Raw genomic sequence first — 15,840 nt, forward strand, 5'->3', positions numbered from 1 at the left:
AAGCGCCGGTGCAGGTCGTACGAAGTGTCGTACGACGCTACTTCTGGCCGACCGCCATGACGGTCGGGACGATCATCGGCTTGCGACGGTACTTGTCGGCAACCCACCGACCGACCACGCGGCGAACTGCCTGCGCGATGCGGTGGGTGTCGGTGACCCCGTCGGACGCCAGTCTCTGCAGTTCCGCTTCGACGAGCTGAGCCGCTTCCTTGAGCGCAGCCGGATCGTCGGAGAAGCCGCGACCGGACACCTCGGGAGTCGTGATGGCACGGCCGGTCGTCGAATCGACGGCCACGGTGATGGCGATGAATCCACCCTCACCGAGCACGAGGCGGTCGGACAGGGTCGAATCGCCGACGTCTCCGACGGACAGGCCGTCGACGTAAACGTGACCGACGGGCACCTGACCGACGATGCGGGCCAGTCCGTCGACCATGTCGACGACGACGCCGTCCTCGGCCAGAACGACACGGTCCTCGGCGACACCGGTGGCTTTGGCGAGTGCAGCGTTGGCGCGCAGGTGTCGCCATTCGCCGTGCACGGGCATCGCGTTGGTGGGGCGCACCGCGTTGTAGAGGTAGAGCAGCTCACCCGCGGATGCGTGGCCCGAAACGTGGACCTTGGCGTTCTGCTGGGTCACGACGGTCGCGCCGCGCTTGGCGAGGCCGTTGACGACCGCGAAGACGGAGTTTTCGTTGCCGGGAATCAGCGACGACGCGAGAACCACCAGATCATTGGCCTTGACGTTGATCTGACGGTGCTCACCACGGGCCATGCGCGACAATGCCGACAGTGGCTCGCCCTGTGAACCGGTGGAGATCAGCACCAGGCGATCGTCGGGGAGCGTCGCTGCGGTGTCGATGTTCACCTCCAGGCCGTCGGGCACCCGCAGGTAGCCGAGATCCTGGGCGATCTGCATGTTCCGCACCATCGACCGACCGACGAATGCGACGCGACGGTTGTATCGCTCGGCGACGTCGATGACCTGCTGGATGCGGTGCACGTGGCTCGCGAACGACGCGACGATGACTCGCTGCTTGGCCTTGCCGATGACGGTGTCGAGTACGCCACCGATCTCACGCTCGGGCGTGACGAATCCAGGCACCTCGGCGTTCGTGGAGTCCACGAGGAACAGATCGACGCCCTCGTCGCCCAGCCTGGAGAAACCTGCGAGGTCGGTGAGTCGGCCGTCGAGCGGCAGCTGGTCGAGCTTGATGTCGCCGGTGTGCAGCGCGAGACCGGCGTCGGTGCGGATCGCGATGGCGAGCGCGTCGGGAATCGAGTGGTTGACGGCGAAGTACTCGCATTCGAAGGGCCCGTGCTTGGTCTTCTGGCCTTCGATGACCTCGACGAGGTTCGGGCGCAGGCGGTGCTCGCGACATTTGGCTGCGACCAGGGCCAACGTGAACTTGGAGCCGATGACGGGCAGGTCGGGCCGCAACCGGAGAAGGAACGGGACCGCGCCGATGTGGTCTTCGTGGCCGTGGGTGAGGACGACGGCTTCGACGTCGGCCATTCGGTTCTCGATGTGCCGGAAGTCGGGCAGGATCAGGTCGACGCCTGGCTGCTGGTCCTCGGGGAACAGGACGCCGCAGTCGATGATCAGGAGTTTGCCCTGATGCTCGAACACGGTCATGTTGCGACCGATCTCACCGATTCCGCCGAGGGCGACGATGCGGAGGCCCTTGAACGGGGCCTTCGGCGGCGTCCCGAGGCGGTCGGTCGGATCGACCTCACGGCGGGTGTCCGGGCGCTGTGTGCGCGCGGAATTCTGCACCACAGGTTTTCCTGCGGATTTGGCAGGCTGCGCCGGCCGTTCCGCAGGGGGGCCCGCGCTTCGGGTTGCGCGGCCTCGTGAACGTGCTGGTCTACTCATACAAGGACTCCTGCTGCCCGCAGATCTGCTGCGAGCAATTCGATTTGGTCGATGCTCGGTGGCACCTGGGGAAGTCTGGGATCACCGACGTCGAGTCCGATGAGGCGCAGCCCGGCCTTGGATGCGGTGACGCCACCGAGGCGCGCTACCGATCGAATGACGGGGATGAGGCTTGCGTTGATGGCGCGGGCGCGGGCGACGTCGCCGACCATGAACGCGGAGTGCAGTTCCCGCAGGCGTGCGGGAACGAGATGTCCGATGACGCTGACGAATCCGGTGGCACCGACGGACAGCCACGGCAGATTGAGCGGGTCGTCGCCCGAGTAGAACTGCAAGCCGGTGGTCGCGATGAGCTCCGCGCCCGCGTTCAGGTCGCCCTTGGCGTCCTTCACCGCGATGATTCTCGGGTGCTCGGACAGGCGACGCAACGTGTCCGTCTCGATGGGTACGACCGACCGGGGTGGAATGTCGTACAGCATGACGGGCAGGTCGGTCGCGTCGGCGACCGCGGTGAAATGGGCGTACAGCCCGGCCTGAGGCGGGCGCGAGTAGTACGGCGTCACGACGAGCAGGCCGTGCGCACCTGCGCGCGCGGCGTCGCGAGCCAGTTGGACGCTGTGCGCCGTGTCGTTGCTTCCGGCACCGGCGATGATCCGTGCACGATGGCCCACCGCGGCGATGACGGCCCGCATCAGTTCGAGCTTCTCGTTCTCGGTGGTGGTCGGCGACTCTCCGGTCGTGCCGGCCAGAACCAAGCCGTCGTGGCCTTGCTCGACCAGGTGGTGTGCCAACCGGACTCCGGCGTCGACATCGAGCTTTCCGTCGGCCGTGAACGGCGTCACCATTGCGGTGAGCACCGTGCCGAACGCCGGTAGTCCTCGAGGAGCGGCATCACCGTATGTCATGGTCAGAAAGGCTACCCGGTACGCGGAGCCCTACCTGCCGGTGGGACGGGAGTTCACTTCCGTGGCGTGGCATCACACCTCGGTGACGAACGGACTGTGCGCTACTTCCGAGCCGTCGGGCAGCGTCGCGATCTCGTAGTCACCGAACACGTCGGGTGCGACGGTGGTCAGTTGCCGCAGGCATTCCACGGCGACACGGCGAATTTCGACGTCGGCGTGCTCGGATGCGCGCATCGCCACGAAGTGACGCCAGGCTCGGTAGTTACCGGTGACGACGACCTTGGTCTCGGTGGCGTTGGGAAGTACCGAACGCGCGGCCTGCCGAGCCTGCTTGCCACGTAGAGCGGCGCCGGTCACGCCGTCCAACTTCTGTTCGAGTGCGCCGAGAAGCTCGACGTATGCTGCCCGGCTCTGTTCCGTCGCCTCCAGGAAAAGCGCTTCCAGCTCCGGATCACCGTCGATGGCCGGAGGCACGATCACCTTGGCCTCACGCTCGGGTACGAATCTCTGCGAGAGCTGGGAGTAGGAGAAGTGCCTGTGACGGATCAGCTCGTGGGTACACGAGCGCGAGATCCCGGTGATGTAGAAGCTCACCGACGCGTGCTCGAGAACGGAGAGGTGGCCGACGTCGAGCAGGTGCCGGAGGTAGGACGCGTTGGTCGCGGTCCGAGGATTGGGCTTGGACCAGCTCTGGTAGCACGCCCGGCCCGCGAACTCGGCAAGCGCTTGGCCGCCGTCGGCGTCGGTCTCCCACGGAATGTCCTCCGGTGGCACGAAATCGGTCTTCGCGACCAACTGCACCTTCAGTGACACCGTCTTCGACACGTCGGTTTTCCTTTGCTCGAGCTGCACCGATACACCCGAACTCTATCGATGCGTCACACTGACGCCTTGCATGACACCATTTCTGACGCCACAATGGCGTCATGGAACTCGACACGTACACCTCGTCCCTTCGAGCCGATCTACTTGCCGCGGCAGCGCTCGGCGACGAACACACCAGGAAGACCGCCGAGGCACTCGGATCCGCGGCGCAGGCGTCGGCCAGGCTCATGCTGCTGCAAGCACTGTCCGACTTCGCCGACGAGGTCACCGCACAGCTGAACGGCCCGACGGTGCATGTGCGCATCGCCGGTACGCAGGCGGTAGCCGATGTCACCGTGGCACCCGACACCGGCACGCCGGACGATCGCGCCGCCGCCGAGGACTATCCGACGATGGACGACGTCACCGGCGAGATGCGCCGGGTGACGCTGCGGGTGGTCGAGCAGGTGAAGGAACGCGCGGAGGAAGCCGCATCGATGAACGGCGTGTCGCTCAACTCGTGGCTTTCGCAGGCAGTTCAGGGAGCGCTGCGTGATCAGATGCGCAAGGACCGCCCCTTCTGATTCACGGTCGTTCGCGCCACGCCCGTTCGAAGGGCAGCCGCCAGGCGTTGGGTGCGATCAGCTGGTGGATTGCGTTGGGCCCCCACGATCCCGGTGTGTACTGACGAACCGGGGGCGGATCCGCGAGCAGCGGCGCGGACACCTCCCACAGTCGTTCGATCCCTTCGGCCGTGGTGAACAGCGTGTGATCGCCGTGCATGGCGTCGAGTATCAGCCGCTCGTAGGCTTCGAGTACGTCGCCGACGCGCTCGGTCTCGCCGATCGCGAACTGCATGCTCAGCTTGTCCAGACGCATGCCGGGGCCCGGGCGTTTGCCGTAGAACGACAAAGACACTTTCGAGGCGTCGGCCAGGTCGAACGTGAGGTGGTCGGGGCCGTGGGCGCCGACACCGGACCCGGCAGGGAACATACTTTTCGGTGGCTCGCGGAACGCGATCGAGATGATGCGCTGGCCTTCCGCCATGCGTTTGCCCGTCCGTAGGTAGAACGGCACTCCGGCCCAACGCCAGTTGTCGATCTCGCACTGCAGCGCGACGAAGGTGTCGGTGTCGGAATCCGGCGACACTCCGGGTTCGGTCAGGTAACCCGCGTACTGTCCGCGAACCACCTTGCGGGGATCGAGCAGCTTCATCGACCGGAACACCTTGTTCTTCTCTTCACCGATCGCGCGTGGTTCGAGGGCCGTCGGAGGTTCCATCGCCATGAACGCGAGGACCTGGAACAGGTGTGTGACCACCATGTCCTTGAAGGCGCCCGTCGACTCGTAGAAGTTCGCGCGTCCGTCGAGCGCCAGCTTCTCCGGGATGTCGATCTGGATGTGGTCGATGAAATTGCGATTCCAGATAGGTTCGAACAAGCCGTTCGCGAATCTGAACGCCAGAATGTTCTGTGCCGGTTCCTTTCCCAGGAAGTGATCGATCCGGAAGATCTGGTCCTCGTCGAAGGTCTCGTGCACGGTGGCGTTCAATTCGATGGCACTGGCCAGGTCGGTACCGAAGGGTTTCTCCATGATGATGCGAGACCCCTTGACCAATCCTGCCGCGCCGAGCATCTCGACGACGGCCAGCGCGGCCTTCGGTGGCACGGACAGGTAGTGCAGCTTCCGAGTCCCCGGTCCGAGTTCCATCTCGGCGCGGGCGACGGCCTCGGCGAGCGCCGCCGGTCCCGCCTTCTGGGATACGTAACTGAGTTTTCCGGCGAATTGCCGCCACTGCTCGTCCGACACTTTCCGGCTGGAGAACTCGTCGATCGCTTCGAGCGCCATCTGCCGGAACTCGTCGCTGGACATCTCCTCCAGCGAGGTCCCGACGACGCGGATGCGCGGGGCGAGATCGGACAATGCCAGGTGCATCATTCCGGACAGCAACTTGCGTTTGGACAGATCACCGGTGGCACCGAAGAGCACCACGACCTGCGGAGGGAGTTCACTCTTGGGCGCGGTGGCCGACATCGTCACAGTGAAGATAGTGGCACCGATACTCCCGTCTCGCAGGCCGAAGCGCTGATCCTCGTCTCAGAGCGCGCGGGAGAGTGCACCCACGAGGTCCCCGCGTTCACCGACCACCACCGACTCGAGTTCGAGCCATTCGGCCATCTCCCGCAAGTGCGGAACGAGGCGATCGGCGATGGGTCCGGGATCGCGGTCCCCTTCGACGAACGCTCCGAGGACCTGCAGTTGCGACGCCGCACGGTCGCCCTTCAGGTCGACCCTGGCCACGAGGTCCCCGTCCATCAGGAACGGGAACACGTAATACCCGTGCACTCGCTTGTGCAGGGGTGTGTAGATCTCGATGCGGTAGTGGAAATCGAAGATCCGCTCGACGCGGGGACGACAGAAGATCATCGGGTCGAACGGGCACAGAAGCGCGGATCCTGTTGCCGCTCTGGGGGTTCTGGCACCGGCGTGGAGGTATGCCGCCGCTCCCCAGCCCCGGACCGCGACAGGTTCCAGTGTGCCGTCCTCGACGAGATCGACAATGGCGGCCTTCGTCTGCTTCTGAGACAAGCGATAGTAGTCACGGAGATCGGGCTCCGTTCCGATTCCGAGCGCCGACGCCGACTGTGCGACCAACTGCCGTACGGCGTCGGGTTCCGACACCACTTGCGCTGCAACATGTTCGGGTACGACACGCTCGACCAGATCGTACCGCCGGACGAATCCACTGCGGGTGGCGACCGACACCACACCCGCAGCGAACAGTTGCTCGACGACCACTTTCACGTCACTGCGGTCCCACCACGGGCCTCTTCGACCGGGACGCGGAGAGTCGAGGACTCGCTCGATGTCCCCGGCGCTCGACGGCCCCGCATCTCTCAAGACATCCAGGATGTCCTGCGACAGAGACGGATTACGCTCCAGAACGGTGTGTGCACCACCCCAACGCCCGTGCGCGTACAGCTCGGTGCGCCAGCGAAACAGTGGCCAGTCCTCGACCGGCACCAGGGCGGCCTCGTGCGCCCAGTACTCGACGAGCCTGCGCGGCCTTCGCGCGGTGTCGGTCCACGCCGCGGCGTCGAGCACCGATCGGTCGTACTTTCCGACCCGACTGAACAGTGGCGCGTAGTGGGCACGGACGAGCACGGACACCGAATCGATCTGCAGTAACCGATTTCGTTCGATGACCGTGTGCACCGCCCTCGACGACGCGCCCCGCTCCGTCACACGATGGGGGGACGCCAGACCTTGAGCCGCCAGGGCCGTACGCTTCGCCATCGCGGCACTCATCTCGCGCATGGCCCCACCCTGCCACGAAGGTCCGACAGATCGGTCAGCTCCGCCAGCCGTGCGTCCGGGCGAGGTCCTCCATCGTCGACACGAGCTGCGACAGGCCTGGTTCCTCGATCGGAAAGTGCCCGCACCCGTCGAGGTACACCAGAGTCGTGTCGGCGGCGATGCGCTCGAGGAATCGAACACTGATCTCCGGCGGAGTCCACCGATCCTCGGCGGGATGGACCAGTGTCACCCGGGGACCGCGGTACGTCTGCGGCTGCGTGTGCTCGAACGAGAAGAAGCTGTTCAGAAAGCCGAGGGGTACCGACACTCCCCCACCCAACGGATCGGATGCGCACAGCGCCGACAACTCCGGATCGGCGCTCATGTTGTCGATGTCGATCAACCATCGGATCGGTAGCCTCGTACGGCGGGACAGCCGAGCGCCGAGCTTCAGCAGCGCCGGTGACGGTCCGCCGAGGAAACCGAACCGCGCTGCCGCCGAACGCGCCTGTGGGTCGGACGGGTCGAGCAGACACGTCGCGACGACATCGGCGACCTCGCCGGTACGCGCGGCGACCTCGTAGGCCAGCATGCCGCCCATGCTGGCGCCGAACAGCACCAGCGGCCTCGGATCTCGTCGTCGTTCCGCCAGGACGAGATCGCACATCATGTCGATCCAGTCCTCGTACGTGACGCTTCCCGGATCCAGGACTGCGGTGCGGCCGTACAACGGCATGTCGGGAAACAACACTTCCGCTCCCCGGGTTGCCGCCAGCGCCGCGAACGGCCACAGCGCACCGGAATGTCCGCCCGCGCCGTGGACGGCGAGTACCTTCAGCGGCGCGTGCGCGTCGCCGGCACGGACGATGTGAACGTCGGAGTCGCGCCACTGCCATCTCGTCGAGACCGGCTGTTCGTTCGGCCGATACTTCTCGGGCAGGAACCTCGCATATCGGTCACCGGTCACGCGTGCCAGACTAGGCGAAAGACCCAGTCAGTTCATCAGAGTCGCGGCCACGGTTGCGCCGAGTTCGTAACACTTCTCCCGCGCAGTTCTGTCCACCGAGGTAATGCGGAGCGGTTGCGTGACCTTGTCCAGACTCCATCCGGTCGCGATCTTCTCGACAGCGGAAGTGGCACCGGCCGTGTCGTTGTTGCCGTGGACCCACAGCCCGTAGGGCCGACCGGCAACTGCGCCCAGGCACGGGTAGTAGGTGGTGTCGAAGAAGTGTTTGAGCGCCCCCGACATGTATCCCAGATTCGCCGGTGTTCCGAAGAGGAATCCGTCGGCTGCGAGAACATCCGGCACTGTAGCTGCCAACGCGGGCACGACCCGGGTGGTGACATCCTCGATGGCAGGGTCGGCTGCACCGGCGAGGACGGCCTCGAGCAGCTCCCGCGTCGGCGGCGACGGCGTGTGGTGCACGACGAGGAGGGTTGCCATCAGGTCGGGGTCGCCGTCATCACGAGGATTCCTGGCGCTCGAGCGCGACGGCTCGCTTCATGGTCTCGCGCGCCCGACCTCGGTCCCCCGCGTAGTCGTACGCCCTCGCCAGTCGGTAGGAGTTACGCCAGTTGTCCGGGTCCTTCTCCCATTCGGCCTTGATCGTCTGGAACAGCTCGTCCGCTGCCTCCCGGGATATCCTGCCCGAGGGCATGCGCGGCAGGTCCGTCACGTCCAGTTCGAGGCCCTCGTCGTCGACGCGTTGCGCAAGGTGCTGATGGTCGAATCCGGCTTTGAGGGTGGCCCCGACGATCCAGACGCCGATGATCGGGAGGAGGAGCACTCCGATGCCGAGCCCGATGTTGACCGGTCCGCCCGTCTGGACGAGGGAGATTCCGCGGGTTCCGAGAAGGTAGAAGTAGAACCCGAGAATCAACACCATCACGCCGATGGTCAGCAGGACTTTCGTCGCTTTGTTCATGGTCTTACAGATCGAGGAAGGAATCGAGTCCGACGGTCAGCCCCGGCCGTCCGGCGATCTCGCGGACCCCCAGCAGGACGCCCGGCGCGAACGACGTGCGATCGAGCGAGTCGTGACGGATCGTCAGTGTCTCGCCGAGGGTGCCGAGCAGAACTTCCTGATGCGCGACCAGACCGGCGAGCCTGATCGAGTGGACGCGAACTCCGTCCACCTCGGCGCCGCGGGCACCGTCGAACTCCACCGTGGTGGCATCGGGGCTCTTCGGGGTCCCTGCCTTCGCTCGTGCTTTCGCGATGAGTTCCGCAGTGCGATAGGCGGTTCCCGAGGGTGCATCGGCCTTGTTCGGGTGGTGCAGCTCGATGACCTCGACCGAGTCGAAGAAGCGTGCGGCCTGCTCCGCGAAGCGCATGGTGAGGACTGCTCCGATGGCGAAGTTGGGGGCGATCAGCACACCGGTCCGAGGCGAGGACCCCAGCCACTCCGTCACCGACGCGAGCCGTTCCTCGTCGAACCCGGTGGTTCCGACGACGGCGTGGATTCGGTTCTCCACGAGGAACTGCAGGTTGGGCATGACGACGTCGGGATGAGTGAAGTCGACGACCACCTGGGTGGCCGAGTCGACGAACAGCGAGAGCGGGTCACCGGCGTCGACGGTCGCGACCAGTTCGAGGTCCGACGCAGCCTCGACAGCGGCGCAGATCGCCTGGCCCACCTTGCCGCGGGCACCCAGTACGCCGACTCGGATAGGTGCTTCTGAACTCACGTCTGCTCCACTCTCTTCTCACCGACACGATTGGTCGTGTGAAGCCTACTGACGACCTGCGAACGCAGACCACTCAGCTGCCGAAGAGATTCTTGGCTTTGAGGATCAGCTCGTAGAGCCCGTAGACGAACGGCACGGTCACCCACAGCCAGGCCACGATCATGACGGTGTGCTGACGTGTCGAGTTCATGCGTCGACCTCCGGTTCGTGGTACTTCGAGTTCACGGGCTTGATCAGTTCGTTCGCGACGAATCCGATGGCGAGCAGGGCGATCATCACGTAGAACGCCGGTAGGTAGCGGCCGACCTGACCGTCCTCTCCGGCGTCGGCGATGGCGTTGACGATCAGCGGACCGAGGACACCTGCGACCGACCATGCCGTCAGCAATCGACCGTGGATGGCGCCGACCTGGTAGGTGCCGAACATGTCTTTCAGATACGCGGGCATCGTCGCGAATCCCGCGCCGTAGAAGGACAGAATGAGCAGCGCCGAGACGAGAAACAGAACCTTGTTGGAGTTGGTGAACAGTGCGATGTAGAGATACAGCAGCGCACCGACGCCGAGGTAGAGGCGGTAGATGTTCTTGCGGCCGACCAGGTCGGACACGGACGACCACACGAACCGTCCGATCATGTTGGTCAGCGACAGGAAGGCCACGAAACCGGCTGCAGCAGCCGCGAGTGATTCCGGGGAGGTGGCGTCGGGAAAGAAGTCCTGGTAGATCCCCGACGCGCGCTCCAGAATGCCGATTCCCGCGGTCACGTTGAAACACAGCACGATCCACAGCAGCCAGAACTGAGGCGTTTTGACCGCGTTCGCCGCCGATACGTTGTGAGTCGCGACCAACGGAGACGACGCCGAGGGGTTCCAGCCTGCGGGTTTCCAGTCGTCGGCCGGCACTCTGATCAGGACGACCCCCAGCGCCATGAACACGGCGTAGCCGACGGCCAGCACCAGGAACGTCTGTGCGATCGACGCGTCGGTGAAACCACCGAAGCCCGAAAGCAATTGGGTGGTCAACGGTGACGCGATGAGGGCACCGCCACCGAAGCCCATGATCGCGATACCCGTCGCCATCCCTGGCCGGTCCGGGAACCATTTGATCAGCGTCGAGACCGGCGAGATGTACCCGATGCCGAGTCCGATGCCGCCGACGAACCCGTACCCGAAGATCACCAGCCAGAACTGGTCGAGGCTCATTCCCAAGGCGGACAGCAACAGTCCGCTCACGAAGAAGATCAGGGACACGGTCATCGCCCAGCGGGGCCCGTTCTTCTCCACCCTGGTTCCGAACACGGCTGCGGACAGACCGAGCATGACGATGGCGAGCTGGAACGGTATGGCCGTGACCGTGCCGCTGAGATCCATGGCGGTGGGTGCGGAGATGGCGTTCTTGAAGACGCTCCACGCGTATGCGGATCCGATCGCCAGATGGATCGACAGTGCTGCGGGTGGGATGAGCCATCGGCTCCATTCCGGGGTGGCAACGATGCGTGATCGTTCGAGTATCGCGAGAGTCATCGAGATCCCTTGTTCGGTGGCAACCAGTACAACTTTCCACTGACCTGGGTGAGTCAAACATCACACGCCGGGGGCCGATCACACCGGGTCCGACCGACGGCGCTAGCGTCCTGAAGGTGAGTGACGAAACCGGTGCCGTTCTCCGAGCGGATCACGTCGACCTGGTTCGAAACGGTCGCTTCCTGCTGCGCGACGCGTCCGTCAGCATCGCCGAGGGCGAGCACTGGGTATTGCTCGGCGCGAACGGCGCAGGTAAAAGCACGTTGTTGAGCCTTCTCGGGGCGTTCGTTCATCCCACGAACGGCACCGTGCACGTCCTCGGGCATCGGCTGGGTCGGGTGGACATGCGCGAACTCCGCACGCACATAGGCCACGTCGACCCGCGTCTGAACATGGAACCGTCACTGACACTGGTACAGGCCGTGCTCACCGGGCTGACGAACACTCCGGATCTGATCCCCCGATGGTCGCCGTCGGACGGCGAGATGTCGCGCGCACAACGCCTGATCGAGTCCCTCGGCGTCGAGAACCGATCCTCGTCACCGTGGTACACGCTCTCTCAAGGCGAGCGTGGACGCGCACTCATCGCACGCGCACTACTGGCCGACCCCGCGCTGTTACTGCTCGACGAACCCGCCACCGGACTCGACCTCGCTGCACGCGAACAGCTTCTGACCGCGGTCGACAGTCTGCGACGCCAACACCCCTCGCTCGCAAGCATTCTGGTGACGCACCATCTGGAGGAGATCCCGACGTCGACGACGCATGCCGTCCTCATCCGGGACGGTCGGATCACGGCGAGCGGGGCCGTCGACGAGGTGATCACCACAGCCAACATCAGCGCGTGCTTCGATCACCCCATCGAGATCGACCGTCGAGGCGGCCGGTGGGTGGCAACCGCCGTTCAGAACGTGATCACCTGACGGATGGCTTTGCCGTCGGCCAACTCGTCCATTCCGCGATTGACGTCGGCCAGCCCGATCCGTGAGCTGATGAGCTTCTCCACCGGAAGCCGTCCCTCGCGCCACATCTGGGCGTAGAGCGGGATGTCCCGCGACGGCACCGCCGAGCCCAGGTAACTGCCGATGATCGTGCGTGCTTCGGCGACGAGACCCAACGGGGAGATCGACGACCGGGCGTCGGGCGCGGGTAGTCCGACGGTGACCGTCGTACCGCCGGGAGCCGTCGCCGCTACCGCGGCTTCGAATGCACGCGCGTTGCCGGCCGCCTCGATCACGATGTCGGCCTTGACGCCGCGTTCTTCTCGCTCTGCGGGCGAGAACGTCTGTGTTGCACCGAGCTCACGGGCAACGGCCAGTTTGTCCGGCACACCGTCGACGCCGATCACCTCACCTGCCCCCACCGACACGGCGGTCAGGATCGAGGCCATTCCGACGCCGCCGAGCCCGATCACCATCACCGATTGCCCCGGCCGCGGTCGGCCGGCGTTGAGCACCGCCCCTCCTCCGGTGAGTACCGCGCAGCCGAGCACTGCCGCGACATCGGCCGGGATGTCGTCGTCGACAGCGACGACGGACTTGCGACTGACGACGGCGTGGGTCGCGAAGCCGGAGACGCCGAGGTGGTGTTTCACCTCCGACCCGGCTCGGTCCAACCTGGCTCCACCGCCCAGCAGGGTGCCGGCGTTGTTGGCGGCACTGCCCGGGATGCAGGGCATCTGGCCGTCGGTCAGACATCCTGCGCAATCTCCGCATCGCGGCAGAAACGTCATGACCACTCGGGTCCCGACGGGCAGATCGTCGACACCGTCCCCGACGGTCTCGACTCGGCCCGCGGCCTCGTGGCCGAGCAGCATCGGTACCGGGCGAACTCGGTTGCCGTCGACGACGGACAGGTCCGAGTGGCAGAGCCCGGCTGCTTCGATCCGCACGAGCACTTCCCCCGGACCCGGTGGAGCCAGATCCAGCTCGGAGATGGAGATGGGCTTCGACTCGGCGAATGGCCGTGGTCGTCCGATTTCCTCGAGAACTGCGCCGCGGATCTTCATTCCCACACTCTAGGTGAGCGGAAATGCGCGCCCTGCCCTACTCGAGTACTCACAGGGGAAGGCGGGGCCGCAGCAGGTGCGCGACCAATCCGGTCCAGCCGGTCTGGTGGGACGCTCCGAGCCCCTCCCCGGTGTCGCCGTCGAAATACTCGTTGAACGTCGGGTGCACACTCCACAGAGGGTCGTCACTGGACTCGATGCGATCCCCGTCGGCCGGTCGTTTCCCGTCGACGGGCCGGAACAGAGCAGCCAGACCGTTGTCGATGAGATCCGCGGCGTCGGTCAGGGTGCAGTGGTTCCCCGACCCGGTGGGAATCTCGATGGTGAAGGAGTCGCCGTAGTGCCGTCCGTACGCCCGCAACTTGTCGGCCAGCAGGACGTTGACCGGGAACCAGATGGGCCCGCGCCAGTTCGAGTTGCCGCCGAACATCCCGGTGCGGGACTCCCCCGGCTCGTACTCGATCGACAGGCTCCGGCCGTCGATCTCGTACGTGACTCCGTCGCGGTAGGACGCAGACAGTGAACGTATGCCGAACCGCGACAGGAACTCCTCGGAATCGAACATTCTGGCCAGCACACGCTTGAGACGCTCCGGTTCGACGAGCGAGAGCAGCACCCGTACTTCGTCTCCGTCCTTGCGTGCGAGCAGAGGACTGATCATCTCCGGCCTGCGTCGCTGCACCCACCGGAGCCGCGCCGTCAGGTCCGGGCACTCGTCCTCCACCCACGACGGAATCTCCGTCGCCCCCAGGATCGGCAAAAGGCCCACCATCGATCTCACGCGCAGCGGGACAGCGTCACCCTCGGGCGGAACGAGGACGTCGTAGAAGAATCCGTCTTCCTCGTGCCACAGCGAAATATGCTGCGATCCGAACGATTTCACAGCTTTCGCAATCGACAGGAAGTGCGCGAAGAACTTGGTCGCCACGTCGTCCCAGGCACTGTCGTGCCGCGCGAGCTCCAACGCGATCTTGAACATCTGCTGGCAGTAGAACGCCATCCAACTGGTGGCATCGGATTGCTCGAGCCGGAACCCCGGCGGAAGAGGTGCGGATCGATTGAACAACCCGATGTTGTCCATCCCGAGAAACCCGCCCTCGAAGATGTTCGATCCCTCGGAGTCCTTGCGGTTGACCCACCAGGCGAAGTTCAGCAGCAACTTGGTGAACACGCGAACCAGGAACTCACGGTCCCGGTAACCGTCGATCCGATAGACGTGCCACGCTGCCCATGCATGTACCGGCGGGTTGACGTCACCGAACTCCCATTCGTAGGCGGGCAGTTGGCCGTTGGGATGCATGGACCACTCGCGGCACATGAGCACGAGTTGTTCCTTCGCGAAATCCGGGTCGACGTGCGCGAGCGGAATCGTGTGGAACGCAAGGTCCCACGCGGCGAACCACGGATACTCCCACTCGTCGGGCATCGAGATGACGTCGGCGAGAGCAAGGTGACGCCAATGAGTGTTGCGACCACCGGGACCCCGACGCGATTCCGGTGCAGGCTCGCCCACCCGGTCGCCTTCGAGCCATTGTTCGACGTCGTAGCGGTAGAGCTGCTTGGTCCACAGCAGGCCCGCGTAGGCGCGTCTCGCCACGTGCCGATCCTGCTCGTCGAGTTCGGGTCCGATGACGGTGGAGTAGAACTCGTCCGCCTCGGCACGTCGGTCCGCCACGACGGCGTCGAATCCGCGTCCGAATGTCTGCTCGTCGGGAATCCTCGTCGAGAGTCGGAGCTTGACCTCCACCGTCGCACCGGATGCGATGTCGTCGAACGAGAACCAGAACGCCGACTTCGTGCCGGACTTCTCCGGGTTGACCGCCTCCACGTCACCACCGACGACACGTCGGCCGATTCCGTCCTTGCTGAACGCGGAGCGGTTCTCCTGACCCCACAGTTCGGCCGCGTTGGTTTCGTTGTCGCAGAACAGGACTTCGGGGTGGCCCTCGGCGCTCAGATAGTACTTGCCGAGGAATCCGTGCTCGGCCTCGACGGCAGTCACCCCACCGACCTGCAGTTCCGGCGCTTCGACGGCCCGGAGCATCCCGGCCCTGTCGTCGCGGCCCCACGCCCAGGTGTTGCGTAGCCACAGATGGGGAAGCAAGTCGACCGACGCCGCGTCCGGTCCGTGATTGGTGATCGAGATGACGATGCACATGTCGTCCGGCGACGCCTTGGCGTAGGTCACCTGGACGTCGAAAAAGCGGTTGCCGTCCAGAATTCCGGTGTCGGACAGTTCGTATTCGCGTTCGTCTCGCCCGCGCGCCGCGTTCTCCTCACGCAACTGCCGGTACGGATATTCCGCGTGCGGGTAACGGTAGAGCCACTGCATCCAACTATGGGTCGGAGTGCCGTCGACGACCCACCAGTACTCCTTGGCGTCCTCGCCGTGGTTCCCCTCGCCGTTGGTCAGCCCGAACAGCCGCTCCTTGAGAATCGGGTCCTTGCGGTTCCACAATGCGAAGGCGAAGTTGAGAAAGCCGAAGCGGTCGCTGATTCCGCCCAATCCGTCCTCGCCCCAGCGGTAGGCTCGGGCGTGCGCCTGGTCGAAGGGGAACGACTGCCACGCATCGCCGTCGGCCGAGTAGTCCTCGCGCACCGTCCCCCACTGTCGTCCCGCAAGGTAGGGACCCCACTGGCGCCACGGGCCCGACACACCGGGCGATTCGGCAAGGCGTGAGTGTTCGGCGGTCGAAGGTGTGTCAGCGTCGTCGGTCACGCGCCCAGTCTGCTATCTCGAC

Annotated in this window: 14 protein-coding genes; 2 read left to right on the forward strand and 12 right to left on the reverse strand. The window is 65.2% G+C overall.

What is annotated here, in order from left to right; translation table 11 throughout:
- Window positions 1–37: 37 nt before the first annotated feature.
- From CH292_RS23980 to thyX, 3 genes are all read right to left on the reverse strand, one after another.
- Window positions 38–1,876, reverse strand: coding sequence for a ribonuclease J (locus CH292_RS23980; RefSeq protein ID WP_026347614.1), 1,839 nt, complete (start codon window positions 1,874–1,876; stop codon window positions 38–40).
- Complete coding sequence (dapA, locus tag CH292_RS23985; protein WP_019664129.1) at window positions 1,873–2,781, reverse strand: 4-hydroxy-tetrahydrodipicolinate synthase; 909 nt, start codon at window positions 2,779–2,781, stop codon at window positions 1,873–1,875. Before dapA ends, CH292_RS23980 begins: the two co-directional genes overlap by 4 nt.
- A 72-nt stretch (window positions 2,782–2,853) precedes the next feature.
- Window positions 2,854–3,606 (reverse strand): FAD-dependent thymidylate synthase, encoded by a 753-nt coding sequence (gene thyX / locus CH292_RS23990; RefSeq protein ID WP_026347615.1) that lies wholly within the window; start codon window positions 3,604–3,606, stop codon window positions 2,854–2,856.
- Between the two features lie 101 nt (window positions 3,607–3,707).
- Here thyX and CH292_RS23995 point away from each other — a divergent pair, with 101 nt between their 5' ends.
- Window positions 3,708–4,169: a toxin-antitoxin system HicB family antitoxin gene (locus tag CH292_RS23995; protein ID WP_019664131.1), complete on the forward strand. Its 462-nt coding sequence runs from the start codon at window positions 3,708–3,710 to the stop codon at window positions 4,167–4,169.
- Between the two features lies 1 nt (window position 4,170).
- Here CH292_RS23995 and zwf read toward each other — a convergent pair whose 3' ends face one another.
- From zwf to CH292_RS24030, 7 genes are all read right to left on the reverse strand, one after another.
- A complete protein-coding gene (gene zwf / locus CH292_RS24000) occupies window positions 4,171–5,619 on the reverse strand; it encodes a glucose-6-phosphate dehydrogenase (RefSeq protein ID WP_256978495.1) in 1,449 nt (482 codons plus the stop codon).
- 63 nt (window positions 5,620–5,682) lie between these two features.
- Window positions 5,683–6,903 carry a winged helix-turn-helix domain-containing protein gene (locus CH292_RS24005; protein WP_094655893.1) on the reverse strand — a complete coding sequence of 407 codons (1,221 nt, stop codon included), beginning with the start codon at window positions 6,901–6,903 and terminating at the stop codon, window positions 5,683–5,685.
- 34 nt (window positions 6,904–6,937) lie between these two features.
- Window positions 6,938–7,849: an alpha/beta hydrolase gene (locus CH292_RS24010; protein WP_094655894.1), complete on the reverse strand. Its 912-nt coding sequence runs from the start codon at window positions 7,847–7,849 to the stop codon at window positions 6,938–6,940.
- Window positions 7,850–7,876: 27 nt separating this feature from the next.
- Complete coding sequence (locus CH292_RS24015) at window positions 7,877–8,326, reverse strand: flavodoxin family protein (RefSeq protein WP_037162950.1); 450 nt, start codon at window positions 8,324–8,326, stop codon at window positions 7,877–7,879.
- Window positions 8,327–8,345: 19 nt separating this feature from the next.
- Window positions 8,346–8,807 (reverse strand): hypothetical protein, encoded by a 462-nt coding sequence (locus CH292_RS24020; RefSeq protein ID WP_094655895.1) that lies wholly within the window; start codon window positions 8,805–8,807, stop codon window positions 8,346–8,348.
- 4 nt (window positions 8,808–8,811) lie between these two features.
- Window positions 8,812–9,570, reverse strand: coding sequence for a 4-hydroxy-tetrahydrodipicolinate reductase (gene dapB, locus CH292_RS24025; protein WP_218830198.1), 759 nt, complete (start codon window positions 9,568–9,570; stop codon window positions 8,812–8,814).
- Between the two features lie 186 nt (window positions 9,571–9,756).
- Complete coding sequence (locus CH292_RS24030; protein ID WP_019664139.1) at window positions 9,757–11,091, reverse strand: OFA family MFS transporter; 1,335 nt, start codon at window positions 11,089–11,091, stop codon at window positions 9,757–9,759.
- A 116-nt stretch (window positions 11,092–11,207) separates the two neighbouring features.
- Here CH292_RS24030 and CH292_RS24035 point away from each other — a divergent pair, with 116 nt between their 5' ends.
- Window positions 11,208–12,014 (forward strand): ABC transporter ATP-binding protein, encoded by an 807-nt coding sequence (locus tag CH292_RS24035; RefSeq protein ID WP_094655896.1) that lies wholly within the window; start codon window positions 11,208–11,210, stop codon window positions 12,012–12,014.
- Here the strand turns inward: CH292_RS24035 and CH292_RS24040 are convergent.
- Both CH292_RS24040 and CH292_RS24045 read right to left on the reverse strand, forming a co-directional pair.
- Window positions 11,996–13,099: an alcohol dehydrogenase catalytic domain-containing protein gene (locus tag CH292_RS24040; RefSeq protein WP_033189729.1), complete on the reverse strand. Its 1,104-nt coding sequence runs from the start codon at window positions 13,097–13,099 to the stop codon at window positions 11,996–11,998. The genes CH292_RS24035 and CH292_RS24040 overlap by 19 nt on opposite strands.
- A 49-nt stretch (window positions 13,100–13,148) precedes the next feature.
- Window positions 13,149–15,818 carry a hypothetical protein gene (locus tag CH292_RS24045; RefSeq protein ID WP_020110229.1) on the reverse strand — a complete coding sequence of 890 codons (2,670 nt, stop codon included), beginning with the start codon at window positions 15,816–15,818 and terminating at the stop codon, window positions 13,149–13,151.
- Window positions 15,819–15,840: the final 22 nt, after the last annotated feature.

The organism is Rhodococcus sp. 14-2470-1a (assembly GCF_002259425.1).
In the GTDB taxonomy this organism is placed as follows: domain Bacteria; phylum Actinomycetota; class Actinomycetes; order Mycobacteriales; family Mycobacteriaceae; genus Rhodococcoides; species Rhodococcoides fascians_E.

What these genes read in the sequence shown, in the direction of transcription:
- CH292_RS23980 (WP_026347614.1), bottom strand. Translation starts at nt 1,876, where the DNA reads ATGAGTAGACCAGCACGTTCACGAGGCCGCGCAACCCGAAGCGCGGGC.
- dapA (WP_019664129.1), bottom strand. Translation starts at nt 2,781, where the DNA reads ATGACATACGGTGATGCCGCTCCTCGAGGACTACCGGCGTTCGGCACG.
- CH292_RS23995 (WP_019664131.1), top strand. Translation starts at nt 3,708, where the DNA reads ATGGAACTCGACACGTACACCTCGTCCCTTCGAGCCGATCTACTTGCC.
- zwf (WP_256978495.1), bottom strand. Translation starts at nt 5,619, where the DNA reads ATGTCGGCCACCGCGCCCAAGAGTGAACTCCCTCCGCAGGTCGTGGTG.
- CH292_RS24005 (WP_094655893.1), bottom strand. Translation starts at nt 6,903, where the DNA reads ATGCGCGAGATGAGTGCCGCGATGGCGAAGCGTACGGCCCTGGCGGCT.
- CH292_RS24015 (WP_037162950.1), bottom strand. Translation starts at nt 8,326, where the DNA reads ATGGCAACCCTCCTCGTCGTGCACCACACGCCGTCGCCGCCGACGCGG.
- CH292_RS24020 (WP_094655895.1), bottom strand. Translation starts at nt 8,807, where the DNA reads ATGAACAAAGCGACGAAAGTCCTGCTGACCATCGGCGTGATGGTGTTG.
- CH292_RS24030 (WP_019664139.1), bottom strand. Translation starts at nt 11,091, where the DNA reads ATGACTCTCGCGATACTCGAACGATCACGCATCGTTGCCACCCCGGAA.
- CH292_RS24040 (WP_033189729.1), bottom strand. Translation starts at nt 13,099, where the DNA reads ATGAAGATCCGCGGCGCAGTTCTCGAGGAAATCGGACGACCACGGCCA.